General features: G+C 41.6%; 26 protein-coding genes. 20 read left to right on the top strand and 6 right to left on the bottom strand.

Annotation, left to right across the window (positions count from 1 at the left end):
• Window positions 1-62: 62 nt before the first annotated feature.
• From K8B83_RS02210 to dnaA, 5 genes are all read right to left on the bottom strand, one after another.
• Window positions 63-1115, bottom strand: a complete 1053-nt coding sequence (locus tag K8B83_RS02210) for an HDOD domain-containing protein (RefSeq protein WP_188739971.1) — start codon at window positions 1113-1115, stop codon at window positions 63-65.
• Window positions 1116-1217: 102 nt separating this feature from the next.
• Window positions 1218-3635: a DNA topoisomerase (ATP-hydrolyzing) subunit B gene (gene gyrB / locus K8B83_RS02205; RefSeq protein ID WP_188739970.1), complete on the bottom strand. Its 2418-nt coding sequence runs from the start codon at window positions 3633-3635 to the stop codon at window positions 1218-1220.
• Window positions 3636-3650: 15 nt separating this feature from the next.
• On the bottom strand, window positions 3651-4733 hold the full coding sequence (gene recF / locus K8B83_RS02200) for a DNA replication/repair protein RecF (RefSeq protein WP_188739969.1): 1083 nt from the start codon (window positions 4731-4733) through the stop codon (window positions 3651-3653).
• An 82-nt stretch (window positions 4734-4815) separates the two neighbouring features.
• On the bottom strand, window positions 4816-5916 hold the full coding sequence (gene dnaN / locus K8B83_RS02195; RefSeq protein ID WP_188739968.1) for a DNA polymerase III subunit beta: 1101 nt from the start codon (window positions 5914-5916) through the stop codon (window positions 4816-4818).
• An 18-nt stretch (window positions 5917-5934) separates the two neighbouring features.
• Window positions 5935-7320: a chromosomal replication initiator protein DnaA gene (dnaA, locus tag K8B83_RS02190; RefSeq protein ID WP_188739967.1), complete on the bottom strand. Its 1386-nt coding sequence runs from the start codon at window positions 7318-7320 to the stop codon at window positions 5935-5937.
• Between the two features lie 445 nt (window positions 7321-7765).
• On the opposite strand from dnaA, the gene rpmH reads away from it, so the two are divergent.
• From rpmH to K8B83_RS02160, 6 genes are all read left to right on the top strand, one after another.
• Window positions 7766-7903 (top strand): 50S ribosomal protein L34, encoded by a 138-nt coding sequence (gene rpmH / locus K8B83_RS02185; protein WP_011070423.1) that lies wholly within the window; start codon window positions 7766-7768, stop codon window positions 7901-7903.
• Window positions 7904-7915: 12 nt separating this feature from the next.
• A complete protein-coding gene (gene rnpA, locus K8B83_RS02180) occupies window positions 7916-8272 on the top strand; it encodes a ribonuclease P protein component (protein ID WP_160055730.1) in 357 nt (118 codons plus the stop codon).
• The gene (yidD, locus tag K8B83_RS02175; RefSeq protein WP_188739966.1) at window positions 8239-8493 is read left to right on the top strand and encodes a membrane protein insertion efficiency factor YidD; all 255 of its coding nucleotides are present in this window, start codon (window positions 8239-8241) and stop codon (window positions 8491-8493) included. Before rnpA ends, yidD begins: the two co-directional genes overlap by 34 nt.
• A gap of 3 nt (window positions 8494-8496) precedes the next feature.
• Complete coding sequence (gene yidC, locus K8B83_RS02170; RefSeq protein ID WP_188739965.1) at window positions 8497-10125, top strand: membrane protein insertase YidC; 1629 nt, start codon at window positions 8497-8499, stop codon at window positions 10123-10125.
• Between the two features lie 96 nt (window positions 10126-10221).
• Window positions 10222-11583, top strand: a complete 1362-nt coding sequence (gene mnmE / locus K8B83_RS02165) for a tRNA uridine-5-carboxymethylaminomethyl(34) synthesis GTPase MnmE (protein WP_188739964.1) — start codon at window positions 10222-10224, stop codon at window positions 11581-11583.
• A 25-nt stretch (window positions 11584-11608) separates the two neighbouring features.
• Window positions 11609-12226 carry a 3'-5' exonuclease gene (locus K8B83_RS02160; protein ID WP_223419137.1) on the top strand — a complete coding sequence of 206 codons (618 nt, stop codon included), beginning with the start codon at window positions 11609-11611 and terminating at the stop codon, window positions 12224-12226.
• On the opposite strand, the gene K8B83_RS02155 is transcribed toward K8B83_RS02160, so the two are convergent.
• The gene (locus K8B83_RS02155; protein ID WP_223419136.1) at window positions 12227-13093 is read right to left on the bottom strand and encodes a LysR substrate-binding domain-containing protein; all 867 of its coding nucleotides are present in this window, start codon (window positions 13091-13093) and stop codon (window positions 12227-12229) included. It abuts the gene before it with no gap.
• A gap of 138 nt (window positions 13094-13231) precedes the next feature.
• Here K8B83_RS02155 and K8B83_RS02150 point away from each other — a divergent pair, with 138 nt between their 5' ends.
• The 14 genes from K8B83_RS02150 (at window position 13232) to atpG (ending at window position 26037) form a co-directional block, all read left to right on the top strand.
• Window positions 13232-14362 (top strand): S-(hydroxymethyl)glutathione dehydrogenase/class III alcohol dehydrogenase, encoded by a 1131-nt coding sequence (locus tag K8B83_RS02150; RefSeq protein WP_188739961.1) that lies wholly within the window; start codon window positions 13232-13234, stop codon window positions 14360-14362.
• A 71-nt stretch (window positions 14363-14433) separates the two neighbouring features.
• A complete protein-coding gene (gene fghA / locus K8B83_RS02145) occupies window positions 14434-15279 on the top strand; it encodes an S-formylglutathione hydrolase (RefSeq protein ID WP_188739960.1) in 846 nt (281 codons plus the stop codon).
• 221 nt (window positions 15280-15500) lie between these two features.
• A complete protein-coding gene (mioC, locus tag K8B83_RS02140) occupies window positions 15501-15941 on the top strand; it encodes an FMN-binding protein MioC (RefSeq protein ID WP_188739959.1) in 441 nt (146 codons plus the stop codon).
• Between the two features lie 470 nt (window positions 15942-16411).
• Entirely contained in the window at window positions 16412-18301 is a 1890-nt protein-coding gene (mnmG, locus tag K8B83_RS02135) for a tRNA uridine-5-carboxymethylaminomethyl(34) synthesis enzyme MnmG (protein ID WP_223419134.1), read from the top strand.
• A gap of 111 nt (window positions 18302-18412) precedes the next feature.
• Entirely contained in the window at window positions 18413-19033 is a 621-nt protein-coding gene (gene rsmG / locus K8B83_RS02130; protein WP_188739957.1) for a 16S rRNA (guanine(527)-N(7))-methyltransferase RsmG, read from the top strand.
• Between the two features lie 62 nt (window positions 19034-19095).
• A complete protein-coding gene (locus tag K8B83_RS02125) occupies window positions 19096-19884 on the top strand; it encodes a ParA family protein (protein ID WP_188739956.1) in 789 nt (262 codons plus the stop codon).
• A 9-nt stretch (window positions 19885-19893) separates the two neighbouring features.
• A complete protein-coding gene (locus tag K8B83_RS02120) occupies window positions 19894-20778 on the top strand; it encodes a ParB/RepB/Spo0J family partition protein (RefSeq protein WP_188739955.1) in 885 nt (294 codons plus the stop codon).
• A 225-nt stretch (window positions 20779-21003) separates the two neighbouring features.
• Window positions 21004-21387, top strand: a complete 384-nt coding sequence (locus tag K8B83_RS02115; RefSeq protein WP_188740000.1) for an ATP synthase subunit I — start codon at window positions 21004-21006, stop codon at window positions 21385-21387.
• 12 nt (window positions 21388-21399) lie between these two features.
• Window positions 21400-22194, top strand: coding sequence for a F0F1 ATP synthase subunit A (gene atpB, locus K8B83_RS02110; RefSeq protein WP_188739954.1), 795 nt, complete (start codon window positions 21400-21402; stop codon window positions 22192-22194).
• Window positions 22195-22259: 65 nt separating this feature from the next.
• Window positions 22260-22511 carry a F0F1 ATP synthase subunit C gene (gene atpE / locus K8B83_RS02105; RefSeq protein ID WP_011639455.1) on the top strand — a complete coding sequence of 84 codons (252 nt, stop codon included), beginning with the start codon at window positions 22260-22262 and terminating at the stop codon, window positions 22509-22511.
• A 37-nt stretch (window positions 22512-22548) separates the two neighbouring features.
• Window positions 22549-23019: a F0F1 ATP synthase subunit B gene (atpF, locus tag K8B83_RS02100; RefSeq protein ID WP_188739953.1), complete on the top strand. Its 471-nt coding sequence runs from the start codon at window positions 22549-22551 to the stop codon at window positions 23017-23019.
• Window positions 23020-23033: 14 nt separating this feature from the next.
• Window positions 23034-23567 (top strand): F0F1 ATP synthase subunit delta, encoded by a 534-nt coding sequence (gene atpH / locus K8B83_RS02095; RefSeq protein WP_223419130.1) that lies wholly within the window; start codon window positions 23034-23036, stop codon window positions 23565-23567.
• Window positions 23568-23581: 14 nt separating this feature from the next.
• Complete coding sequence (atpA, locus tag K8B83_RS02090; RefSeq protein WP_188739951.1) at window positions 23582-25123, top strand: F0F1 ATP synthase subunit alpha; 1542 nt, start codon at window positions 23582-23584, stop codon at window positions 25121-25123.
• Between the two features lie 53 nt (window positions 25124-25176).
• Window positions 25177-26037 (top strand): F0F1 ATP synthase subunit gamma, encoded by an 861-nt coding sequence (atpG, locus tag K8B83_RS02085; protein ID WP_223419128.1) that lies wholly within the window; start codon window positions 25177-25179, stop codon window positions 26035-26037.
• The last annotated feature ends 11 nt before the right edge of the window (window positions 26038-26048 follow it).

The raw sequence follows: 26048 nt of genomic DNA, 5'->3' as shown, positions 1-26048 counted from the left end.
TTGCTGCAACAAAAAAGCGCCGACTGGCGCTTTTTTATTGCTTATCGAAAATGAATAAAATACTAAAATTTTAGTAATTTTTGGTGTAACTCAGAAAACTCTTCTTCAGTTAATTCTATTTGTGCTAACAAAACAGCCAATGCGGGCTGTGGTAATTTATCTAACTGGTGCAGCATCGAGCACTCGCTAATGATGTTGGCTTTCCAAATAACTGACGCAATGTCATCGTCAGGCTTAATATTGCTATTGGCTAAAATAGATAATGGCGTTTCAAAATGTGATGGTAACTTCCAACATCGAGCTAACAAAGCACTTAATGTTAACGATTTAGTTGTCATAACTTGCTTAAATAGCGCCGATTTAGGCTGTTCGCCTGGTTCTGCCTGATAAAACGCATCCACCAGCAATTTAAATATCGCAATTTTACCAACATCGTGCAGTAAGCCTAATAAAAAGGCACTATCGCGTTGCTCACTTGGCGCTAATTCGCTTGCCAAAAAAGCCACTTGCATTGAATGTCGCCAAATTTCAGCCCCAAACCGCCTAAAATAAATTGGTTTTATATCAATTAACTCACGAGCTAAACAGGTCGTAATAAATTGCCTTAGCTGCACCCGACCAACTTGCACTAATGCTTGCTGAATACTTGTCACCTCATTTTCAGAGCGTTTAAACGCTGGCGAATTACACAACTTCAGCACTTCAACACACAGTAATGGATCTTGCTCAATTAGCTGTATCAACTCTTGAGTGTCAATATTGTCATCGGCCAGTTTCTTGTCTAACTCAAATATTTTACTGGGTAATTTTAATACATTTTCAGCAATATCCTGGGGTGAGCTTAATGCTAACTCAATGTTATGCATCACACTGCGCTCAAGATTATTGGCAATGCCAGCTGTAGTTGTTTGATAATTAGCAAACAAAAAGCTGTAAAACAATGCCGATAAATCTAGCTGAGATTCGACAGCCTGCCTTGGCGTAACCTCAATAGTCGGCTCAGGTTGTTTTTGTATTGTGTGTTGACGTTTTTCGGCAGCGGTATGCCCAGTAAATTTAGCTTGCTCATTGCGATCACGAATATTAAACAGCTTCTTAAAAAAACTTGTAACCACAATAATTAACCTTATAAAAATTAGATTAAAACCCATCATTTAATCATAGCAACAAAAATAAAATGGGCGCCATAAGGCGCCCATTTATTTTAATAAGACGTGCTATACATCTAAGTTAGCCACATTTAATGCGTTAGTTTCAATAAACTCACGACGAGGCTCAACTTGATCACCCATTAAACAGGTAAACAGTTGATCTGCTGCGACGGCATCTTCAATAGTGACACGAAGCATACGGCGAGACTCTGGATCCATCGTGGTTTCCCACAATTGCTCAGGGTTCATTTCACCCAATCCTTTATAACGCTGAATGTATAAACCACGTTTTGCTTCGCTCATGGTCCAGTCTAATGCTTCTAAGAAGCTTTCAACTTCTTTAACGCGCTCGCCACGTTGAACATAACCACCTTCTTCAATCATGCCATCAAGTGCAGCGCCTAATTTAGCGATACGTTGATAATCGGCTGAAGTAAAGAAGTCGTAACCAAATAAGAAGTTGGTATCAATACCATGCTTACGAATTGTCACACTTGGAGTGTACACTTTACGTTCAGGATCTAAAATCACGTTAGCAGAGAAAATAATACCGCTGCTTTCGCGCTCAACTAAATCATCAATAAAGGCTTTACACCAGGCAGTCATTTTAGCTTCGTCGCTTAGCATCTCAAGCGTTACTTCTGGATGGTACAACATGCGATCGGTTAAGTTCATCGGGAAACGTTTTTCTAAACGAGTAATGATTTTCTCAACTTCACGGTATTGATTTACCAAACGTTCAAGCGGCTCTCCGCTCATACCTAATGCACCTTGGCTTGGATAAACATGCGTGCCATCTAACGCTTGTGTGGTTAGGTATTCAGTTAACGCCAGTTCATCTTTAAGGTATTGTTCTTGCTTACCTTTTTTAACTTTATACAAAGGTGGTTGCGCAATATACACATAACCACGCTCAATCAATTCAGGCATTTGACGGAAGAAGAAGGTCAACAGCAGAGTACGAATGTGCGAGCCGTCGACGTCAGCATCGGTCATGATAACGATGTTGTGGTAACGGGTTTTATCCGGATTATATTCGTCGCGACCAATACCACAACCTAATGCGGTAATTAAGGTGGCCACTTCTTGTGACGATAACATCTTGTCAAAACGCGCTTTTTCAACGTTTAAGATTTTACCTTTAAGTGGAAGAATCGCTTGGTTTTTACGGTTACGCCCCTGCTTGGCAGATCCGCCAGCAGAGTCCCCTTCCACTATGTATATTTCAGAAAGACCAGGGTCTTTCTCTTGGCAGTCAGCCAGTTTGCCTGGCAAACCACCTAAATCTAATGCGCCTTTACGACGTGTCATTTCACGCGCTTTACGCGCAGCTTCACGAGCACGGGCGGCATCAACAATTTTACCCACAATCAACTTAGCATCTGCTGGGTTTTCTAATAGGTAATCGTTTAACTGCTCACCCATAGTTTGTTCTACAGCACTTTTCACTTCGCTAGAGACTAATTTGTCTTTAGTTTGTGAGCTGAACTTAGGATCAGGCACTTTAACAGAGATAACCGCGGTTAACCCTTCACGAGCATCATCACCGGTTGCACTGGTTTTGCCTTTTTTGTTAAACCCTTCACGTTCCATGTAAGTGTTTAAGTTACGTGTTAATGCACCCCGGAAACCAGCAAGGTGAGTACCGCCATCGCGCTGAGGAATGTTATTAGTAAAACAGAAAATGTTTTCTTGATAACCGTCGTTCCACTGCATTGCCACTTCAACGGTAATACCGTCTTCACGCTCTTGCGAAAAGTGGAATACATCTTTGTTTACTGGCGTTTTGTTGCGGTTTAGGTAATGGACAAATGCACTAATACCGCCTTCGTACTTAAAGAACTCATCTTTGTTATCACGTTCGTCAACCAAACGAATACCCACGCCAGAGTTTAAGAAAGACAACTCACGAACGCGTTTAGCTAAAATATCAAAGTGAAATTCAACATCAGAAAAAGTTTGCGCACTTGGCCAAAAACGAATTTCAGTACCGGTTTTAACCGCATCGCCAATTTCTTTAATTGGCTCATTTGGCACACCATGAGTGTAAAATTGCTCATAAATTTTACCAGCACGACGAATTGTTAACTGTAGTTTTTCAGATAAAGCGTTAACCACCGACACACCGACACCGTGAAGACCACCCGACACCTTGTATGAGTTATCATCAAACTTACCACCGGCATGCAATACCGTCATAATCACTTCGGCAGCAGACACGCCTTCTTCTTCGTGGATAGAAACTGGAATACCACGGCCGTCATCTTTTACAGAGACAGAACCATCTGAGTGGATAGTAATGGTGATATCGCTACAATGGCCAGCTAACGCTTCATCGATAGAGTTATCAACCACTTCGAATACCATGTGATGAAGACCCGTGCCGTCATCAGTATCACCAATGTACATACCCGGTCTCTTACGGACTGCATCAAGGCCTTTTAAAACCTTGATACTCGAAGAATCATAACTATTCTCAGACATATTTCTCTCTCGTTGTTATTCAATAACCGTTATCTGACCACGCTCCACATGAAACATCCTGTTTGGAGGGCGAGATAACGAATCGACTATCGCAAGCGGATCAATTGCGGTGACAAAAATTTGCGCACCGGTTTCTGATAACTGCTGTAGCAATAGCTGCCTATGCTGTGCATCCAACTCTGACGGTAAATCGTCGACTAAATAAATACTGTTTTTATCTAGCTGTTGTTTGAGCAACTTTCCCTGTGCAATACGCAGTGCACAGACTAATAATTTTAATTGTCCACGAGACAGCGCATCTTGCACCGGCAGGTTTCCTACACGCAAACGTAAATCTGCTTTGTGAGGGCCACTACCGGTATTACCTGCTGCCAGATCTCGCGGATATTGATTTTCAAGTAATTGCGAAAAATCCGTTTTGCTGTCCCATCCTCGGGTAAAAGAAACCTTAATATCAACCTGAGGTAAAAACCTTCCGATTATACCCTTTAGTAGCTCATTTAACGAGTCTACATATTGATTTCGTATGTCGGTTACCTGTTCAGCATACCGTACCAGCTCTTTATCCCAAAATTGTATTTGGCTATAAGATGATTGATTTCTAAGCAACTGATTGCGTTGCTTTAATACCTTACGAACATTTACCCAAGCTTGGTAAAAATGGGGGTCAGAATGAAATGCCCCCCAATCAATAAATTGCCTGCGCGCCTTTGGGCCTTCAAACAATAACGAAAAACTTTCGGGGGTAATAACTTGAATAGGGAGCGTTTCGGCTAACGTTGAAAGACGTTTGACTTTTTCGCCATTAATTTTAACTTCAATCTCACCACTTCGATGACGTCGAAGTCCGATTTTACAGTCGTTCTCATCTTGTATTAAATTGGCAAACAGAGTGAGTTTATCATCATCATTATTGATCACTCGTTGTGATAAATGACTGCGAAAAGAACGCCCCATACCTAAAAAGTAAATCGCTTCTAAAATACTGGTTTTACCGCTGCCATTTTGGCCATAAATCAAATTTAATCCATCACTTAGATTAAGTGATGCCGAATTGATATTACGAAATGACTCTATGGTAATGCGCGATAAACTCATGAACACCTATTGTGATAACCAAATAAAGCAGTTCAGACAAAGAAGGTGCTTTGCAGCACCCTCTTTGTCAATAAAAAACATATTACAAACGCATTGGCATCACCACGTACATAGAATCTTCTTCTTTGTGGTTTTCTATCAATGCACTTGAGTTACCATCAATAAGGGTTATACGCACGTCATCACTGGCGAGGTTGTTCAGTACATCGAGAAGGTAACTTACGTTAAAGCCTATTTCTAACTTATCTGAATCATAATCAACGTCAATGATTTCTTCGGCTTCTTCTTGCTCAGGGTTATTGGCAGTAATTTTCAATAAACCAGGTTCAAGTTGAATACGAACACCGCGGAATTTTTCGTTAGACAAAATAGACGCACGAGTTAATGCTTGTTTTAATTGATTACGGCTAGCTATCACCACCTTATTGCCACCTTTTGGTAGTACCCGGCGGTAATCAGGAAAACGGCCATCAACTAATTTACTGGTAAAAACAGCTGAACTGGTAATAGCGCGAATGGCGTTATCACCAATGGCGATAGTAATATCCTGGTCGTCATTTTCAAGTAAACGCGCCATTTCTACCACCCCTTTACGAGGCACAATCACTTGTTTTTCAGGCAAAGTCACATCAACAAAGCGGTGGCTTAAAGCTAAACGATGTCCATCGGTAGCAATAGCACGCAAGGTATTACCTTCAGTTTCAAATAGTAAACCGTTGAGATAATAACGCACATCCTGGTTAGCCATTGAAAACTGAGTAGAGTCAATAATCGACTTTAATACCCCCTGCTTTAGGCTAAATTCAATATCAGCCTGGAAAGCCTCAACATTGGGGTAATCTTCAGCGGGTAATGTTGCCAATGAAAAACGACTACGACCTGAGCGTAACAACCATTTACCATCTTGTTGTTCTACTTTTAATTCGCTTTGTTCAGGAAGAGACTTAACAATATCGAGTAATTTTTTAGCAGGTACCGTTGTACGGCCAATAATAATATCTCCATGTATAGCCGCTTGACCAACAAGCTCAACCTCTAAGTCTGTGCCCGTTAGCCTAAGTGAGTCTTCACTAACTTCTACTAGTAAATTAGCAAGAATAGGTAAATTGTGTCTGCGCTCTACCGCGCCACACACAAGTTGTAACGGCTTTAATAGGGCATCCCTATCAATTGAAAATTTCATCGTTCTACATTCCCTGAATTAAGAAGACAAAGTTCTAATCAAGTTAGCGTAATCTTCTTTAATGTCATGACTCTCTTCACGCAGTTGCGCAATTTTACGACAAGCATGCAATACCGTCGTATGGTCACGACCACCAAAGGCATCACCAATTTCTGGCAAGCTTTGGTTAGTGAGTTCTTTAGATAGTGCCATCGCCACTTGTCGTGGTCTTGCCACACTGCGTGAACGACGTTTAGACAGCATATCTGCCATTTTTATTTTGTAGTATTCAGCAACTGTCTTCTGAATATTGTCTATAGTGACTAATTTTTCTTGCAGTGCCAAGAGATCACGTAACGCTTCGCGCACAAAATCAATGGTAATTGGACGGCCAGTAAAGTTGGCATTAGCAATAACGCGGTTTAGCGCCCCTTCAAGCTCGCGAACGTTTGAGCGTAAACGCTTAGCAATAAAGAAAGCCACTTCATCAGGCAGGTTAATGCCACTCTCTTGTGCTTTACGCATTAAAATCGCCACGCGGGTTTCTAACTCTGGTGGCTCAATGGCAACCGTTAATCCCCAACCAAAGCGCGATTTTAAGCGATCTTCAACACCGTCGATCTCTTTAGGATAACGGTCTGAAGTTAAAATAATTTGATGATTACCTTCTAGCAAAGCATTGAAGGTATGGAAAAATTCTTCTTGAGAACGATCTTTGTTGGCAAAAAATTGAATATCGTCAATAAACAGAGCATCGACACTGCGGTAATAACGCTTAAATTCTTCTATTGCATTATTTTGTAAGGCTTTGACCATGTCCTGTACAAAACGCTCAGAATGCATATACACCACTTTAGCATTAGGATTATTTTTAATGATCCCATTACCAACTGCATGCAATAAGTGAGTTTTACCTAAACCAGTGCCACCATATAAAAATAACGGGTTATAGGCGCCACCTGGGTTTTCAGACACCTGTAATGCAGCAGCTTTACCAAGTTGGTTTGACTTACCTTCAACGAAGTTATCAAACTGATAAGTTGGATTAATATTACTGCGGTGATTGGCATTCGCTATAGGTTCTGCTTGGGTATTAAATGACGTGGTTCCAACCTGTGCTCTGGTTTGGCTGCTCACAGGTTTAGCGGCTACAGGCGCAGGAGCAACAGGACGTGCTGACGGACGGCTACCAATATCAAAACGTAACTTAGGCGCATCGCTGCCCATTTGTTCAGTAAAAAATTGATTAATGATATTAATGTATTTATCGCGTACCCAATCGAGTACAAAACGATTTGGCGCATACAAAACCAACGTATCACCATCCATTTCAGCCTGTAACGGACGGATCCACATACTGAACTGCTGAGCTGATAATTCATCTTGCAGTCTGCCGATACATTGTTGCCAAAGTGAAACCGCCACTTATTTATCCCCAAATATCTTTAGTCAAAGGAAGTGTATTCTATAGTGAGATCACAATGATCGCTATCCTTAAAAACAGAATTATCCCCAGCAAGATCATTCTATGTGGATATCTGGGATCATGAAAGATCAAAATCGATCCATTTATTGTAAATATGATGCAAATCCAGCTTTATTAACCGATCCACATTGATCTATAATACGCCAGCTTTGATCTGCTTAAACACACAAAGATCCACAAGATATAGTGTCTGTACACAGACTTATCCACATCTTATGGTGCTTTTTTGTATATAGCATCAAAGAAAGATTGGCAGAAATTCATCATATAACCACTTTCGTTATTGACGATAGTAATTAAAGTGATTACAATTCGGCCTCTTTTTTGCCCTTACCTCTAATGTTGGAGCTAAGGTAAATTCACTAACAAAGACGGATTGCCATCATGAGTAAACGTACTTTTCAACCTAGCAACCTGAAGCGCAAGCGTTCTCACGGCTTCCGCGCTCGTATGGCCACTGCAGGCGGCCGTAAGGTGCTTGCACGTCGTCGTGCGAAAGGTCGCGCTCGTTTATCTGCGTAAGTAGATAACTAGGTGACTAGCTATACCTTTACGCGGGAGTTACGTTTGTTAACTCCCGCGCAATTTAAATCTGTATTCTCCAATCCAATCAAAGCATCCTCTGCTGAAATAACTCTGCTCGCTATTCCAAATTCAGAGCAACATCCTCGCTTAGGGTTAACTGTGGCTAAACGTTTTGTAAAACGTGCTAACCAACGTAACCGTATTAAACGTGTGATAAGAGATAGTTTTCGTTTACATCAACACGATATTCCTAATATTGATATCGTCGTATTAGTCAGAAATGGCGTGATGGAAATGGAAAATGCAGAACTACACAAATTGATAGAAAAGCTATGGCGAAAACTCAGTCGCCGTTACAATGGCTAGCAACCACGGTTATCCGTGGTTATCAAATTTTTATAAGCCCTTTACTGGGACCGAAGTGCCGGTTCGATCCAACTTGTTCTTATTATGCGATTGAAGCAATAAAAACACACGGAACAGTGAAAGGTAGTTGGTTTGCAATCAAACGCATATTAAAATGTCACCCTTTACATCCCGGCGGTAGTGATCCCGTCCCCCCTAAAAATGACAGGTGTAATAAATAGGCTATGGAATCTCAACGCAATATATTGCTAATCGGCTTGCTGTTTGTCAGCTTTTTAATGTGGCAACAATGGCAAACAGACAAAGCACCACAACCGGTAGCGCAACAAACTGTTACCCAAACAAACGCTGCAACAATTAACGGTGCAGACGTCCCTGAAGCAGACTCAACTGGTATGCCAGTTGATTTACCTGCAACTAAAAACTTAATTACGGTTAGCACAGACCAGCTTGATATTAAAATCAGCCCAGTTGGTGGTGACATCGTTTATGCCGCATTGGTTACACATAAAGTTGAAATTGACAAAGATGATCCTTTTATCATCCTTGAACAAACCAACACAAATACTTACATCGCCCAAAGTGGTTTAATTGGTCGTAACGGTATTGATAGCAGCGCTAAAGGTCGTGCCGCCTTTGCTGCACAACAAACCTCTTATACATTAGCTGACGGTCAAGACACCCTATCGGTTCCATTGACTTTTACCGCTGATAACGGTGTGACTTACGTAAAAACCTTTACCTTTACCCGTGGTCAGTATGATGTTGGCGTTGATTACAGCATAAACAACACGTCAGATGCGCCGTTACAAGTGCAAATGTATGGTCAAATAAAACAGACCATCAAAGAATCTGAAAGCAGCATGATGATGCCTACTTATCGTGGTGCGGCGTTCTCAACACAAGATACTCGCTACGAAAAGTATGACTTTGAAGACATGGCAGACAAAAACCTAGGTAAAGTTACACTAGGTGGTTGGGCGGCAATGTTACAGCACTACTTTGTGTCAGCATGGATCCCACCTGCGACAGATTCAAACACCATATTTTCAAGTGTGAGCGCTGGTGGCTTAGCTAACATAGGTTTCCGTGGCGCGGTATATGATATCGCACCAGGTGTAACTCAAAAAATTAGCTCACAATTTTATGTAGGCCCTAAAAACCAAAAAGCCCTTTCAGAAATCTCTGAAACGTTAAACCTAGTGGTTGATTATGGTTTCTTGTGGTGGTTAGCAGTACCAATCCACTGGTTATTGATGTTCTATCAATCATTTGTGGGTAACTGGGGTATGGCAATTATTTTAATTACCCTAACCGTTCGTGGTTTGTTATATCCACTAACTAAAGCTCAGTACACGTCAATGGCTAAAATGCGTAATTTACAGCCAAAATTAACTGAGATGAAAGAACGCTTTGGCGATGACCGTCAAAAGATGGGTCAAGCCATGATGGAACTGTACAAAAAAGAGAAAGTAAACCCTATGGGCGGTTGCTTACCTATTTTGTTACAAATGCCAATCTTCATCGCATTGTACTGGGTATTACTTGAAAGCTATGAGCTACGCCACGCGCCGTTCATGCTTTGGATTAATGACTTATCAGTCCAAGATCCATACTACGTATTACCATTGCTAATGGGTGTTTCAATGTGGTTGATGCAGAAAATGCAACCTATGGCACCGACAATGGATCCTATGCAAGTCAAAATGATGCAGTGGATGCCTGTTATCTTTACGGTATTCTTCTTATGGTTCCCAGCAGGTCTAGTACTTTACTGGTTAGTGGGTAACTTAGTTGCTATTACCCAGCAGAAGATTATTTATGCAGGTTTAGAGAAAAAAGGCTTAAAATAAGCCCAAGCTCAACAGTTAACTCATTTAGTAGTTAAATGAATAAAAAGGCGGCTTAATAGGCCGCCTTTTCCTTTAATGATTTAGCAGGTATCTACCGTGACAACAGACACTATTGTAGCGCAGGCCACCGCACCAGGACGCGGCGGTGTGGGGATTATTCGTGTATCAGGTGACTTAGCCAGTAATGTGGCGAACGCCATTATTGGTCATGTACCTAAAACCCGTTATGCCGAATATTGTGATTTTAACAGTAGTGATGGCCACGTCATTGACCAAGGTATTGCGCTGTTTTTTAAAGGCCCAAATTCATTTACAGGCGAAGACGTACTAGAGCTGCAAGGCCACGGCGGCCAAATTGTGCTCGATATGCTAATAAAACGAGTGTTAGAAATTGACGGTATTCGCATAGCAAAACCAGGGGAGTTTAGCGAGCAAGCCTTTTTAAACGACAAGCTTGATTTAACTCAGGCAGAAGCGATTGCCGACTTAATTGATGCCACCAGTGAACAAGCCGCAAAAAGCGCTTTGCAATCACTCCAGGGTGAGTTTTCAAAAGAAGTGCATGAACTAGTAGAACAAGTCACTAATCTTCGCTTGTATGTTGAAGCCGCAATTGATTTCCCAGATGAAGAAGTCGACTTTTTATCTGATGGTAAAATTGCCAACGCCTTATATCGCATTATCGACAAACTCACTACCGTTCAAGCCAGTGCTAAACAAGGTTCGATTATTCGCGAAGGCATGAAAGTCGTCATTGCAGGTCGTCCTAATGCAGGTAAATCTAGCTTACTTAATGCCTTAGCAGGTAAAGAGTCAGCCATTGTTACCGAAATAGCCGGCACCACCCGTGATGTACTGCGTGAGCATATTCACCTTGATGGCATGCCACTGCACATTATCGACACAGCAGGATTACGTGACACCACAGATACCGTTGAGCAAATTGGTATTGAACGCGCGTGGGCAGAAATTGCCAGCGCAGATAGAGTGTTGTTTATGGTTGATGGTACCACTACAAACGCTGTAAATCCGCATGATATTTGGCCCGACTTTATTGACCGTTTACCTTCAAGATTAGGTGTTACAGTTGTGCGTAACAAAGCAGATTTAACCGGTGAAACGCTCGATATGTCACAAGAGCAAGGATACGATGTTTACCGTATTTCTGCCAAAACAGGCCTTGGGGTTGAAGAGTTAAAACAACACCTTAAAACCTTAATGGGTTATCAAAGTAACCTAGAAGGTGGCTTTATTGCCCGTCGTCGTCACTTAGAAGCCTTAGATTTAGCCGCAAGTCACCTACAATTAGGCAAAGAACAACTTGAAGTGTATCTTGCCGGCGAACTACTGGCGGAAGAGTTACGCATGTGCCAAATGGCGCTATCAGAAATTACCGGTAAATTTACGTCAGATGATCTGCTAGGCAAAATCTTCAGTTCCTTCTGTATAGGCAAGTAGCGTATAGCTCAATAGGAATAAACACATGACATTGGCCAATCAAGTTGTGGTACTCGACTTTGAAACCACAGGTTTATCACCAGACAATGGTGACAGAGCTATTGAAATTGGTGCGGTAAAGTTAGTTGATGGCCAAATAGTGGACACCTTTCAAGAGCTAATAAACCCAGGCAAGCGGGTTAACAGCTTTATTGAACAATACACAGGTATTAGCAACAATATGCTTAAACACGCGCCATCATCTAAAGAAGTGATGGCACAATTTGCCAAGTTTATCGACGGATTCAATTTAGTGGCGCACAACGCCAGCTTTGATAAAAAATTCTTAGATGCTGAATTTAAGCATAATAAGCTGCACTACACAGGCCAATTTGCTTGCTCATTGTTGTTATCGCGTCGCATCAGCCAAGATGCGCCTAATCATCAACTTGGCACGTTAGTCAGTTATCATCAGTTACCAAACGATGGAGTGTTTCACCGCGCCCTAGCTGACGCCACCATGACTAGCCACCTTTGGTTACATCAACTCGATTTACTACAGCAGCAACTGCCAAACCATCTTATAACCTTGGATATTATCAATAAAATATCGAGTTTGCCCAAAGCACAAATAAACCGCTACTACCAAACAATGGCTCGCTGATTACAAATCTTGCGCTAATTTATCCACAAGCAGCCGCACTTTAGGCGATAAGTGACGGTTGTGTGGATACAAGGCCCAAATGCCTTCTTTAGGTTGCTGGTAAGGTGCTAATAACACCACCAACTCCCCAGTTTCAATAACATCATTAACGTAATAACCGGGTAGCTGCACAATCCCCAGCCCTTTTATTGCTGCAGATAATAAACTTAAACCACTACTGCAACTCAGCGAACCACTCACTTTAACGGCTCTAGGCTTGCCCTGATCAATGAAATGCCAATGTGATTGACTGCCAATTAAGCAATTATGCTGGCTCAATTCCGACAAGGTATAAGGCGTACCAAATTGAGCAATGTAGCTAGGAGCAGCACACACAAATTGACTGCGACTGGTTAAACGTTTCGCCATCATTGACGAATTAGATAACCGCCCTAGCCTAATAGCTAAATCAAAACCACCTTCTACAAGATCAAGCTGACGATTAGTTAACTCGCACACCACTTCAATATCGCGATATTGCTGCATAAAATCGATAACAATCGGCATAACAAAATTTTCACCATAGGTAACAGGCGCTGTCATCCTAATTAAGCCCTGGGGTTTATCTTTTAAACTCGAAATGGCCCGTTCAGCTTCATCAAGACTGTCTAATACCTGGCGACAATGCCGATAATAAACCGAGCCCTCCTCGGTTAACGATACCTTGCGAGTTGTGCGATAAAACAATTTAGTGTTTAGGCGGTTTTCAAGTTGGCTCACCTGGCGGCTCACTTGCGCCGTAGAAATACTTAAACGTTTACCAGCCGCAGTAAAACTGTCGGTTTCTGCCACTGCAACAAACTCAAAAATCCCTTCCCACTGCATCATTATTACATTCTCGTAAAAGTCATTTGCAAAACATGCTGATTATCAATCAATGATAAAGAAATACAATGGATAAATACACTACACTGTAGTGATGCTAATTATCCATCATTCATGGTATTACGTTTAAGGAAGCTATCTATGTCTGCACAATTTATTAAATCCAAAGCCGCAATTGCTTGGGGGCCAGGTCAACCATTATCGGTTGAAGAAGTCGATGTAATGTACCCAAAAGCCGGTGAAGTCATGGTGCGTATTGTGGCATCTGGCGTATGTCATACCGATGCATTTACCTTATCTGGTGATGATCCTGAAGGCGTATTTCCAGCAATTCTTGGCCATGAAGGTGGCGGGATTGTTCATATGGTTGGCGAAGGCGTTACCAGTGTAAAAGTCGGCGACCATGTTATTCCGTTATACACAGCAGAATGTGGTAAATGTAAGTTCTGTACTTCTGGTAAAACCAACCTATGCAGCGCTGTACGTGCTACACAAGGTAAAGGCTTAATGCCAGATGGCACCACGCGTTTCTTTAAAGATGGCGAGCCTATTTTCCACTACATGGGTTGCTCTACTTTTTCTGAATACACAGTATTACCCGAAATTTCATTAGCTAAAGTGAATCCAACAGCACCGCTAGAAGAAGTCTGTTTATTAGGCTGTGGTGTCACGACCGGTATGGGCGCTGTACTAAAAACAGCAAAAGTACAAAAAGGCGATACTGTGGCAATCTTTGGTCTAGGCGGCATCGGCCTATCTGCCATTATTGGCGCTACCATGGCTGGCGCCAGCCGAATTATTGGTATCGACTTAAATGAATCTAAGTTTGAATTAGCTAAAAAACTTGGGGCAACTGACTGCATTAATCCTAAAAACTTCGATAAGCCTATTCAGGATGTCATTGTTGAAATGACCGATGGTGGCGTTGATTTCTCATTTGAATGTATTGGTAACGTTAACGTGATGCGCAGTGCATTAGAATGTTGTCACAAAGGATGGGGTGAGTCTGTCATTATTGGTGTTGCAGGTGCTGGCCAAGAAATTTCAACTCGTCCATTCCAATTAGTCACCGGCCGAGTATGGCGTGGCAGTGCATTTGGTGGCGTTAAAGGACGCAGTGAATTACCGGGTATAGTTGAACAATACCTAGCTGGCGAGTTTAAGTTAGACCACTTTATTACTCACACCATGGGTCTTGAAGGGATTAACGATGCATTTGATTTAATGCATAAAGGCGAAAGTATCCGCAGCGTTATTCACTTTAATAAATAATCAGCTCTTTAACTCAAATAACAATGCAGTTAATTCAACAATTAACTGCATTTATTTTATGAGGACCCAACATGACCATTGAAAATATCAGCAGCACCAAAGCATTTGGTGGCTGGCATAAACAATATACTCATTCTTCAACAGCACTCAATTGCACGATGCGTTTTGCTATTTACTTACCGCCACAAGCTGAACAGCAAAATGTGCCCGTACTGTATTGGTTATCAGGGCTAACCTGTACTGACGAAAACTTTATGCAAAAAGCCGGCGCACAGCGCATAGCCGCAGAACTTGGTATTGCCATTGTTGCACCAGACACGAGCCCACGTGGCGAAGGGGTTGCCGACGATAAAGACGGCGCATATGACTTTGGTTTAGGCGCAGGATTTTACCTCAATGCCACTAAACCACCGTTCGCTCAGCATTATAAAATGTATGATTACGTGGTGTCTGAACTACCAGCAATCATTGAAGCGCATTTCCCGGTAACTAACCAACGTAGCATAAGTGGCCACTCAATGGGCGGCCATGGCGCATTAACGATAGCATTAAAAAATCCTAACCAATACAAAAGCGTATCAGCATTTAGCCCTATTTGTAATCCGATGGATTGCCCTTGGGGAATAAAAGCATTTCGAGGTTATTTAGGCGATGATCAACAACAATGGCAACAATATGATAGCTGTGAGTTGATGCAAAATAGCCAACAATTTGTCCCCGCGCTGGTGGATATTGGTACCAATGACACCTTTTTAGATGAGCAATTAAAACCTCATACATTAGAAAAAATCGCACAGCTAAAAGAATACCCTCTCGAGTTAAGAATGCAGCCAGGATATGACCATAGCTACTACTTTATCTCGACATTTATTGAACAGCACCTGCGCTTTCATGCTAACTATTTAAAGATCAAATAACACTGAGCTAATGTTAACAATCACCCAAAACGAGCCTTTTATGGCTCGTTTTTTTATCGCTGAAAAAGCACTACATCAATAAAACAGCCAAATAAACCGCTTATTTCGAGGTAAAAAGTGTAAATAAGCCAACATTAAGGGTAAATGAGTGAGTAAAATAACCCTAAATCACGTAAACCTGACGAATATCTAATCAAATTAAGCAACAATTTGGAGTAAAAATGGCAAAAATAGCATTATTAGTGGGTACCACATTGGGCAGCTCAGAATATGTCGCCGATGAAATGGCAGAACAATTAGCCCAATTAAATCACCAAACAGAGGTGTTTATTGACCCACAATGGGATCAATTAAACGACTTTTCAGTGTGGATCATTGTAAGTTCTACCCATGGAGCGGGCGATCTACCCGACAACATAGTGCCTTTTTATAAACAATTAATGCTCAATATGCCGGATCTTACATCGGTACAACATGCATTATGCGCCATTGGTGATTCGAGCTACGACACATTTTGCCAGGGGCCTGAAAAAATAATCGATCTATTATTACAATGCGGATCAACAGCTATTGTGGATAAGATCCAAATTGATGTACAACAAGATCCCGTGCCTGAAGAGCCCGCCCTTGCTTGGTTATCGCAGTGGCAGCATAAAATATAACGAGTATAAATTACGATATTATTTTGTATAAACCCAGATCAACTCACAATTTAGATCTACCTTATCCACAATTTAATTTATTTTATAATAAGCTTGTGGATAAGCTATTATTTTTAGCGATCATAACTCTGTACTATTCACACTCCGATCTGCTTAAAGATCCCCCCTGTGGATAACTACCCGATCTATCCCCACCTTATATTGAGTTTGATCGCGATCAGATCACAGGTTTAAAACCTTGTAAATATATGATTTTAAATAAAAATAAAAGTTACTAACAGAAAAGTACGATCCTAATAGTAAACATAATAAAAAGATCTATATAAAGATCTTAAGATCTATTAAGCAAACCCATCTTGATCATTCTATGAAAAATGATCATTCACGTTCAGACAAGCAAGTGCTAAAATGCACAACTCAAATAGCGTTACAAATTGAATTTAACTTTCTTAGCAATTAAAGGTCGCATAATGCATTTTCATGAACGGTTTGATGTAATTGTCGTTGGTGGTGGTCATGCCGGAACTGAGGCAGCCCTAGCAGCAGCAAGAATGGGATCAAAAACATTATTGTTGACCCATAACATCGACACACTAGGTCAAATGTCTTGTAATCCCGCCATTGGTGGTATTGGTAAAGGTCATTTGGTTAAAGAGATCGATGCATTAGGCGGCGCAATGGCTACAGCCACTGACTTTGCCGGTATTCAATTTAGAACGTTAAATTCAAGTAAAGGCCCAGCGGTTCGTGCCACTCGTGCACAAGCTGACCGAGCACTGTATCGTCAAAAGATTCAACATATTTTACAAAACCAACCTAACTTGCGTATTTTTCAACAAGCTGTTGACGACTTAGTTGTTGAAAATAATAAAGTTGTTGGTGTTGTCACTCAAATGGGTTTGGCATTTGAAGCACCTGCTGTTGTATTAACTACTGGCACATTTTTAAGCGGCAAAATTCATATTGGTTTACAAAATTACAGCGGTGGCCGTGCAGGCGATCCACCAGCAATTGCATTAGCCAATCGTTTACGTGAATTACCCATTCGTGTTGGCCGTTTAAAAACCGGTACACCACCACGTATTGATGCCAATACCATTGATTTTTCACAAATGACAGAGCAAAAAGGTGATACTCCATTGCCAGTAATGTCATTTCTTGGTGATGTGAGTCAGCATCCAAAACAAATTTCATGTTTTATTACCCACACCAATGAAAAAACTCACGACATTATTCGTGGAGGCCTAGATAGAAGCCCAATGTATTCAGGAGTTATTGAAGGTATTGGTCCTCGTTATTGCCCATCGATTGAAGATAAGATCCACCGTTTTGCAGATAAATCATCGCATCAAATCTTTATCGAGCCAGAAGGTTTAAGTACTAACGAAATCTACCCTAATGGTATTTCAACCAGCTTGCCATTTGATGTGCAACTTAATTTAGTGCGTTCGATCAAAGGCATGGAAAATGCTGAGATCGTGCGTCCTGGTTATGCAATTGAATATGATTACTTTGATCCACGTGATCTTAAAAACTCATTAGAAACCAAAACCATTGCAGGTTTATTTTTTGCAGGGCAAATTAACGGCACTACAGGTTACGAAGAAGCCGCTGCGCAAGGATTATTGGCAGGTATGAACGCATCTTTACAAGTACAAGGTAAAGAAAGCTGGTGTCCACGCCGCGACGAGGCTTACCTTGGTGTATTGGTTGATGATTTATCAACCCTTGGTACCAAAGAACCCTACCGCATGTTTACCAGCCGTGCTGAATACCGTTTATTACTACGTGAAGACAACGCTGATCTGCGCTTAACCGAAAAAGGCCGTGAACTGGGCTTAGTAGACGATAATCGTTGGGAATTATTCAGTAAGAAAAAAGAATCGATCGAACTGGAATTACAGCGTTTACGTAGCCAATGGGTACACCCTAATTCACCGTTATTAGATGTATTAAATCCTCAATTAAATACACCAATTTCGCGTGAAGCATCATTTGAAGATTTACTGCGTCGCCCAGAAATGGATTACAGTAAATTAATGAAACTAGAAGGTTTTGGCCCAGGTCTTGACGATCCACAAGCGGCTGAACAAGTGCAAATTCAAGTGAAATACTCAGGTTATATTCAACGCCAACAGGATGAAATAGACAAAGCTATTCGTCATGAAAGCTCATTGTTACCTCTTGATCTCGATTATCAAGAAGTACCAGGACTTTCAAATGAGGTGATCGCAAAGCTTAATAATCACAAACCTGAAACGGTAGGACAAGCATCTCGGATCTCTGGAATTACTCCAGCAGCCATCTCTATTTTGCTAGTACACTTGAAAAAACGTGGTTTATTGAGAAAAAGCGCATAATTTCAAATATTTTTTCGACTCAGTAACACAAGGGAAGCCATAAGGCTTCCCTTAGTGCTTTTACGGCTTCATAATAACTGCCTTCTGTTCATGCAATTTACGAGGTTTTCTGTGTTATCTGTGCAACTCCAAACCTATTTAGCTGAAATGAAAATATCAGCCACTGAATTACAACAAAAACAACTCGTCGGTTTTGTTGAAATGCTCGCTAAATGGAATAAAGCCTATAACCTCACCTCGGTACGCGATCCTGAACAAATGTTAATTAGACATATTATGGACAGTTTGGCCGTTTCTCCTTATCTTGAAGGACAGCGATTTATTGATGTGGGCACAGGTCCTGGTTTACCTGGGATCCCATTAGCCATTATGAATCCAGACAAACAATTTGTATTATTAGACAGTTTAGGTAAACGGATCCGCTTTCAAAAACAGGTTCAATTTGAGCTGAAAATTAATAATATCACCTCAGTAGAAAGCCGGGTCGAGGCTTACCAACCCGATGACAAATTTGATGGCGTGTTAAGTAGAGCATTTGCATCGATACAGGATATGCTCAGCTGGTGTCATCATTTACCAACTGAAAATGGCATCTATTACGCCCTAAAAGGTCAGTTAAACCAACAAGAATTACAGCAAATGCCAGCAGGATTTTCGCTGGTTGAAACCATTGTATTGCATGTACCAAAGCTAGACGAACAGCGACATTTATTAAAAATTGCTAAGCAATAAACTGCATTTCTTTCGCTAATTAATCTAACCGGACATCAATAATTTTAAGACAGGATGACATTGTGGGTAAAATCATTGCCGTAGCCAACCAAAAAGGTGGCGTAGGAAAAACAACAACTTGCGTAAACCTAGCCGCATCACTTGCCGCCACAAAGCGTAAAGTGTTGTTGATCGATTTAGATCCTCAAGGCAATGCAACTATGGGCAGCGGAGTCGACAAGTACGATGTAGATAACACCGCCTATGAGTTACTCGTAGAAGAAAAGCCCTTTGCCGATATTGTGATTAAAAATACCGTCGGTAAATTTGATCTGATCGCAGGTAATGGTGATGTGACAGCTGCAGAAATTAAATTAATGGAGTTTTTTGCCCGTGAGATCCGCTTACGTAATGCACTTGCCCCAATAAAAGATGACTACGACTACATCTTTATTGATTGCCCACCTTCTTTGAACATGTTAACGGTCAATGCCATGTCGGCAGCAGATTCTGTATTAGTACCAATGCAATGTGAATATTATGCCCTAGAAGGGCTTACAGCACTCATTGATACCATTACTAAACTTGGTGCCATGGTCAATCCAACATTAACCATTGAAGGTATTTTGCGTACCATGTATGACCCGCGTAACCGCCTATCAAATGATGTGTCTGATCAATTAAAACAACATTTTGGTGATAAAGTTTATCGCACTGTTATTCCGCGAAACATTAGGTTGGCAGAAGCTCCTAGTTTTGGTGCGCCAGCCATGTACTACGATAAATCGAGCGCTGGAGCAAAAGCATACTTAGCCCTAGCGGGTGAAATTATCCGTCGTGCAGAGCAACAAACACAACCCAAACAAGCGTAGGATATAAAAATGACGTTAAAAAAACGCGGTTTAGGTAAAGGCCTGGATGCCTTATTAAGCCATAGCAATGCGGCGACTCGTAAAAACGAGCAACCAGAAGAAACTCAATCACACCCTGTAGCAAGCGATCTTATTCATCTTGATCTGGACAAACTCCAACCTGGTAAATATCAGCCACGTAAAGATATGTCTCCAGAGGCATTAGAAGAGCTTGCTGAGTCTATTCGCTCCCAAGGTGTTATTCAGCCAATTGTGGTGCGTAAAGTATCAAATGGTAATTATGAAATTATCGCGGGTGAACGTCGTTGGCGTGCAGCACAACTTGCTAAGCTTGATAAAGTCCCGTGTATTGTTAAACAAGTGGCAGATGAAGCGGCTGTGGCTATTGCGCTGATTGAGAATATTCAGCGCGAAGACCTCAATGCAATGGAAGAAGCAATTGCCTTACAGCGTTTATTAGAAGAGTTTGAATTAACCCATCAACAAGTCGCTGATGCAGTAGGTAAATCTCGAGCTAGTGTATCTAACTTACTGCGCTTAAATAGCCTCAATGAGCCTGTTAAGCGTTTGTTAGAATATGGTGACATTGACATGGGACACGCCCGTGCTTTATTGGCCATAGAAGGTGATGAACAGACTAATTTAGCCCGATTAGTTGCATCAAAAGAAATGACTGTTCGAGAAACTGAACGATTAATTAATAAAGCCTTAAATCCGGCTAAAACCGTCGAAACTCAAGCTAAAGATCATGATGTTAGCCGATTAGAACAAGAGTTAATTGAACGGCTCGGCGCCAAAGTTGCCATTAATCATGGTACTAAAGGTAAAGGGAAAATTGTAATAAACTACCAAAATCTTGCTGAATTAGACGGTATTTTAAGTAAAATTCGTTAAAAATCTGACTAAACCATTTCATGTAGTAATTTTGTGACATAGCGCTAATTTTTACTTTTGTATATTTAGCGCTATTTCACTCATTAAATCGTTGTTTTCCTATCATCAAAGTTGCAAACAAAGCGCGAAAAGGTATACTTTGCAGGCTTTTTGTATCTTAAGGCTAGTTTAATATATTAAATTTAACATTAGGACCGCGAAAGGCATTAATGCGGAGATATGAAGTTGGGTAATGTTTTAGCGCGTCGTGGTAGGTTAGCAGCCTATAAATTAGTGCTGGTACAAGCGATAGTAGCGAGCATTATTTCAATACTATTTTTCGTAATGTGGGGAGCGCAGTATGGTCAGTCTGCTTTAGCAGGCGCGATTATCGCTGTACTTCCTAATTTTGTATTCGCAACCCTAGCTTTCTCACATAGTGGGGCAAGCTCTGCAGCAAAAGTGGTTAAAAGCTTTTACTGGGGGGAAGCGGTAAAGATGCTGTTGACCATTGCATTGTTTACGTTAGTGTTTATCAACATGGAAGTCGGATTTATGCCGCTTTTTACTTGTTATTCGTTAGCGTTAGTTGTGCACTGGATAGCACCTTTATATTTCAAGCAAAGTTAAGTGGGATGAATCATGGCTGCAACTGGTGAAGCGTTAACACCGCAGGGCTATATCCAACATCACCTTACCAACTTAAGTGTTGGTGAAGGGTTTTGGACATGGCACATTGATTCGTTGCTCTTTTCGGTTGGGCTTGGTGTGTTGTTCTTATGGCTGTTTTACAGTGCTGGCAAAAAAGCGACAACAGGCGTTCCTGGCAAATTTCAATGTTTTGTCGAGATGATTGTTGAGTTTGTTGATAGCAGTGTGAAAGAAACTTTTCACGGCCGCAATCCTGTTATTGCGCCTTTAGCTCTGACTATTTTTGTATGGATTTTCATGATGAACTTCATGGATATGATCCCTGTAGATTGGTTGCCATGGGCAGCAAGTTTAGCAGGCGTGCCATACCTTAAAGTGGTTCCGACTACTGACGTAAACATCACTTTTAGCTTAGCTATTGGTGTGTTTGTGCTGATTATTTACTACAGCATTAAAGTCAAAGGTGTTTCAGGTTTTGTTAAAGAACTAACATTTCAGCCTTTTAACCATTGGGCAATGATACCCGTCAACTTATTATTAGAAACAGTAACCTTAGTTGCTAAGCCAATTTCATTGGCACTACGACTATTTGGTAACTTGTATGCTGGTGAGTTGATTTTTATCCTTATTGCATTGATGTATGGTTCTAACGTGGCGTTATCTGCTCTAGGTGTAGGATTACAACTAGGTTGGTTAATTTTCCATATTTTAGTTATTACTTTACAAGCATTTATTTTCATGATGTTGACCATTGTTTATTTAAGCATGGCGCATGAAGATCACTAAGGGTAACCGAAAATTTTTTTGACCTAAATCATTAATAACAACGATTTAGAATATTGGAGATAGATATGGAAACTGTATTAGGAATGACGGCTATTGCTGTTGCTCTACTTATTGGTATGGGTGCATTAGGAACAGCTATCGGTTTCGGCCTTTTAGGTGGAAAGTTTTTGGAAGGTGCAGCTCGTCAGCCAGAAATGGCGCCTATGTTACAAGTTAAAATGTTCATCGTAGCGGGTCTACTAGATGCCGTAACTATGATTGGTGTAGGTATTGCGCTATTTATGCTATTTACTAACCCATTGGGTGCAATGCTTTAATTAACGCTTCTGTCTTTAATCTAACTAGGAGGCTGTTGTGAATTTCAACGCTACCCTATTCGGTCAGACGGTTGCCTTTATTCTCTTCGTGTGGTTTTGCATGAAGTTTGTATGGCCTCCGTTGATGAATGCCATCGAAGAACGCCAGAAGAAAATTGCTGATGGTCTGGCAGATGCCGGCCGTGCAGCAAAAGATCTAGAGTTAGCGCAAATTAAAGCTACTGAGCAACTAAAAGAAGCAAAAGTAACTGCCAACGAGATCATTGAGCAAGCTAACAAGCGTAAAGCTCAAATCGTTGAAGAAGCTAAAGCTGAAGCACAAATTGAGCGTGCAAAAATTATCGCTCAAGGTAATGCAGAAATTGAAAACGAACGTAATCGCGTGAAAGATGACTTGCGTAAGCAAGTTGCTACTCTAGCCGTTATCGGCGCAGAGAAGATTCTTGAGCGTTCGATTGATCCAGCCGCCCACAGTGACATAGTTGATAAACTTGTTGCTGAAATTTGATAAGGAGTTGAGTTATGGCTGAATTAACCACCATCGCTCGCCCTTACGCAAAGGCAGCTTTTGATTTTGCTGTTGAACACAAAGCAGTCGATAGTTGGACAGAAATGTTAGCTTTCGCCTCATTGGTAAGTGAAAACGAATCAATGAAACCACTGCTTAACGGTACTCTTGCGAGTACAGAACTTGCCTCACTGTTTATTAAAGTTTGCGGTGAACAAGTCAACGAGCAAGGTCAGAACCTGATAAAGGTAATGGCTGAAAACGGTCGTTTAGGGATACTGCCAGCAGTATCGCTACTTTTTGTTGAATACCGTAATGAGTGGGCAAAAGAAGTTGAAGCCACAGTGGTTTCTGCAACTGAGCTAAGCTCTGAGCAACAGCAGCAAATTAGTGTTTCTCTAGAGAAACGTCTCGCACGCAAAGTTAAGCTGAATTGCAGCATCGACGCATCGCTTATTGGCGGTGTGATTATTAAATCAGGCGACCTAGTCATTGATGGCTCGGTAAGCGGTAAGTTATCGCGCTTGTCTGATAAGCTGCAGTCGTAATTGGGAGTTTGAGCATGCAACTGAATTCCACTGAAATCAGCGATCTGATTAAGCAGCGGATCGAGCAGTTCGACGTCGTTAGTGAAGCTCGCAACGAAGGTACTATCGTTGCAGTAAGTGACGGCATCATTCGCATTAACGGCCTTGCCGATGTAATGCAAGGTGAAATGATCGAACTGCCTGGTGGCCGTTTTGCAATCGCGTTGAACTTAGAACGTGATTCTGTAGGCGCCGTAGTAATGGGCCCTTATGCTAATTTAGCAGAAGGTGCAAAAGTAAGAACCACTGGTCGTATTCTTGAAGTACCAGTGGGTCGTGGACTACTTGGTCGTGTTGTTAACACCCTTGGTGAGCCAATCGACGGTAAAGGACCTATCGACAACGATGGTTTCTCTCCTGTTGAAGTGATTGCTCCTGGTGTTATTGAGCGTAAATCAGTAGATCAACCAATCCAAACTGGTTATAAAGCCGTTGATGCCATGATCCCAATCGGTCGTGGTCAACGTGAATTGATCATTGGTGACCGTCAGACTGGTAAAACAGCGATGGCTATCGATGCAATTATCAACCAGAAAGATTCAGGTATTAAATGTGTCTATGTTGCTGTTGGTCAGAAAGCTTCTACCATCGCTAACGTAGTACGTAAACTTGAAGAACATGGCGCACTAGCTAACACTATCGTTGTTGTTGCATCAGCTTCTGAAGCTGCCGCACTGCAATTCTTAGCACCATATTCTGGTTGTTCAATGGGTGAATACTTCCGTGACCGCGGTGAAGATTCTTTAATCGTATATGATGATTTGTCTAAGCAAGCAGTTGCTTACCGTCAAATTTCATTGCTATTGAAGCGTCCACCAGGACGTGAAGCATACCCAGGTGACGTATTCTATCTACACTCGCGTTTATTAGAGCGTGCATCACGCGTAAACGTGAACTATGTAGAAAAGTTCACAAACGGTGCAGTAAAAGGTCAAACCGGTTCGTTAACCGCGTTACCTATTATTGAAACCCAAGCTGGTGACGTATCAGCGTTCGTACCGACCAACGTAATTTCTATTACAGATGGTCAGATCTTCCTTGAGACTGACTTGTTTAACTCGGGCTTACGTCCAGCAGTTAACCCAGGTATTTCTGTTTCTCGTGTTGGTGGTGCAGCGCAGACTAAGATCATCAAGAAACTGTCTGGCGGTATCCGTACTGCACTTGCACAGTATCGAGAGCTTGCAGCGTTCTCACAGTTTGCATCTGATTTAGATGATGCAACACGTGCTCAACTTGAGCATGGTGAGCGTGTAACCGAATTAATGAAGCAAAAGCAATATGCTCCTATGAGCGTTGCTGCCCAGGCTGTGTCTATTTTCGCAGCTGAAAAAGGCTACCTAAAAGGTGTTGCTTTAAATGAAATCGGTCGCTTCGAAGCCGCTCTGCTTTCATACATGAACAGTCAACATGCTGAGCTAATCAAAACCATCAACGCTACTGGCGATTATAACGCTGATATCGAAGGTGAGCTGAAAGCAGGCATGGACAAGTTCATTGAAACCCAAACCTGGTAATAATGAACAAGAGGTGTCATTAGGCACCTCAGGTCCCAGATTGGAGAGTAGAGATGGCCGGCGCTAAAGAGATTAAAACCAAGATCGCGAGTGTTAAAAACACTCAGAAGATCACTTCAGCTATGGAAATGGTTGCAGCCAGCAAAATGCGCAAAGCGCAAGAACGCATGGCAGCGAGCCGTCCATATGCAGAAAATATGCGTAAGGTGATCGGTCACGTAGCGCAAGGTACTCTCGAGTATAAACACCCCTATTTAGAGGTGAGAGATGCCAAGCGGGTTGGTTACATAGTTGTAGCAACCGACCGTGGCCTTTGTGGTGGTTTGAACGTCAACCTATTCAAAAAGGTTGTGTCAGACGTGAAGAAATGGAAAGAGCAAGGTGCTGAAATAGACTTTTGTCCAGTTGGTGCTCGTTCTGTTCAATTCTTCAAAAGCTTTGGTGGTAATGTTACTGCCCATGCATCAGGTTTAGGCGATTCGCCAAAGCTTGCTGACTTGATTGGCACAGTGCGTGTCATGTTAAAAGCTTACAACGAAGGTAAACTGGATCGTCTGTACATTGTGTTTAACAAATTTGTTAATACAATGGCCCAGACTCCTGTGATCGAACAGCTGCTACCTTTACCTAAGTCAGATGAAGAAGTAGCGAGTTACCCTTGGGATTATATATACGAGCCAGATCCAAAAGAAATTTTGGATGTACTGTTAACTCGTTATGTTGAGTCACAAGTGTATCAAGGTGTTGTTGAAAACCTTGCCTCTGAACAGGCTGCCCGTATGGTAGCGATGAAGGCGGCAACAGACAACGCTGGCGAAATGATCGATGATTTGCAATTAGTCTATAACAAAGCCCGTCAGGCTGCGATTACGCAAGAACTGTCGGAAATTGTATCAGGCGCTGCAGCGGTTTAGGTTAGGTAACG

Source organism: Shewanella inventionis, from assembly GCF_019931735.1.
Taxonomy (GTDB): domain Bacteria; phylum Pseudomonadota; class Gammaproteobacteria; order Enterobacterales; family Shewanellaceae; genus Shewanella; species Shewanella inventionis.
The sequence above is the reverse complement of the archived record's forward strand: the minus strand, read 5'-3'. Positions and strand labels throughout refer to the sequence as shown.

What these genes read in the sequence shown, in the direction of transcription:
- atpA (WP_188739951.1), top strand. Translation starts at nt 23,582, where the DNA reads ATGCAACTGAATTCCACTGAAATCAGCGATCTGATTAAGCAGCGGATC.
- mioC (WP_188739959.1), top strand. Translation starts at nt 15,501, where the DNA reads ATGGCAAAAATAGCATTATTAGTGGGTACCACATTGGGCAGCTCAGAA.
- fghA (WP_188739960.1), top strand. Translation starts at nt 14,434, where the DNA reads ATGACCATTGAAAATATCAGCAGCACCAAAGCATTTGGTGGCTGGCAT.
- recF (WP_188739969.1), bottom strand. Translation starts at nt 4,733, where the DNA reads ATGAGTTTATCGCGCATTACCATAGAGTCATTTCGTAATATCAATTCG.
- atpB (WP_188739954.1), top strand. Translation starts at nt 21,400, where the DNA reads ATGGCTGCAACTGGTGAAGCGTTAACACCGCAGGGCTATATCCAACAT.
- K8B83_RS02155 (WP_223419136.1), bottom strand. Translation starts at nt 13,093, where the DNA reads ATGATGCAGTGGGAAGGGATTTTTGAGTTTGTTGCAGTGGCAGAAACC.
- dnaN (WP_188739968.1), bottom strand. Translation starts at nt 5,916, where the DNA reads ATGAAATTTTCAATTGATAGGGATGCCCTATTAAAGCCGTTACAACTT.
- yidC (WP_188739965.1), top strand. Translation starts at nt 8,497, where the DNA reads ATGGAATCTCAACGCAATATATTGCTAATCGGCTTGCTGTTTGTCAGC.
- K8B83_RS02160 (WP_223419137.1), top strand. Translation starts at nt 11,609, where the DNA reads ATGACATTGGCCAATCAAGTTGTGGTACTCGACTTTGAAACCACAGGT.
- rpmH (WP_011070423.1), top strand. Translation starts at nt 7,766, where the DNA reads ATGAGTAAACGTACTTTTCAACCTAGCAACCTGAAGCGCAAGCGTTCT.
- gyrB (WP_188739970.1), bottom strand. Translation starts at nt 3,635, where the DNA reads ATGTCTGAGAATAGTTATGATTCTTCGAGTATCAAGGTTTTAAAAGGC.
- atpE (WP_011639455.1), top strand. Translation starts at nt 22,260, where the DNA reads ATGGAAACTGTATTAGGAATGACGGCTATTGCTGTTGCTCTACTTATT.
- atpH (WP_223419130.1), top strand. Translation starts at nt 23,034, where the DNA reads ATGGCTGAATTAACCACCATCGCTCGCCCTTACGCAAAGGCAGCTTTT.
- mnmG (WP_223419134.1), top strand. Translation starts at nt 16,412, where the DNA reads ATGCATTTTCATGAACGGTTTGATGTAATTGTCGTTGGTGGTGGTCAT.
- yidD (WP_188739966.1), top strand. Translation starts at nt 8,239, where the DNA reads ATGGCGAAAACTCAGTCGCCGTTACAATGGCTAGCAACCACGGTTATC.
- K8B83_RS02150 (WP_188739961.1), top strand. Translation starts at nt 13,232, where the DNA reads ATGTCTGCACAATTTATTAAATCCAAAGCCGCAATTGCTTGGGGGCCA.
- K8B83_RS02120 (WP_188739955.1), top strand. Translation starts at nt 19,894, where the DNA reads ATGACGTTAAAAAAACGCGGTTTAGGTAAAGGCCTGGATGCCTTATTA.
- atpG (WP_223419128.1), top strand. Translation starts at nt 25,177, where the DNA reads ATGGCCGGCGCTAAAGAGATTAAAACCAAGATCGCGAGTGTTAAAAAC.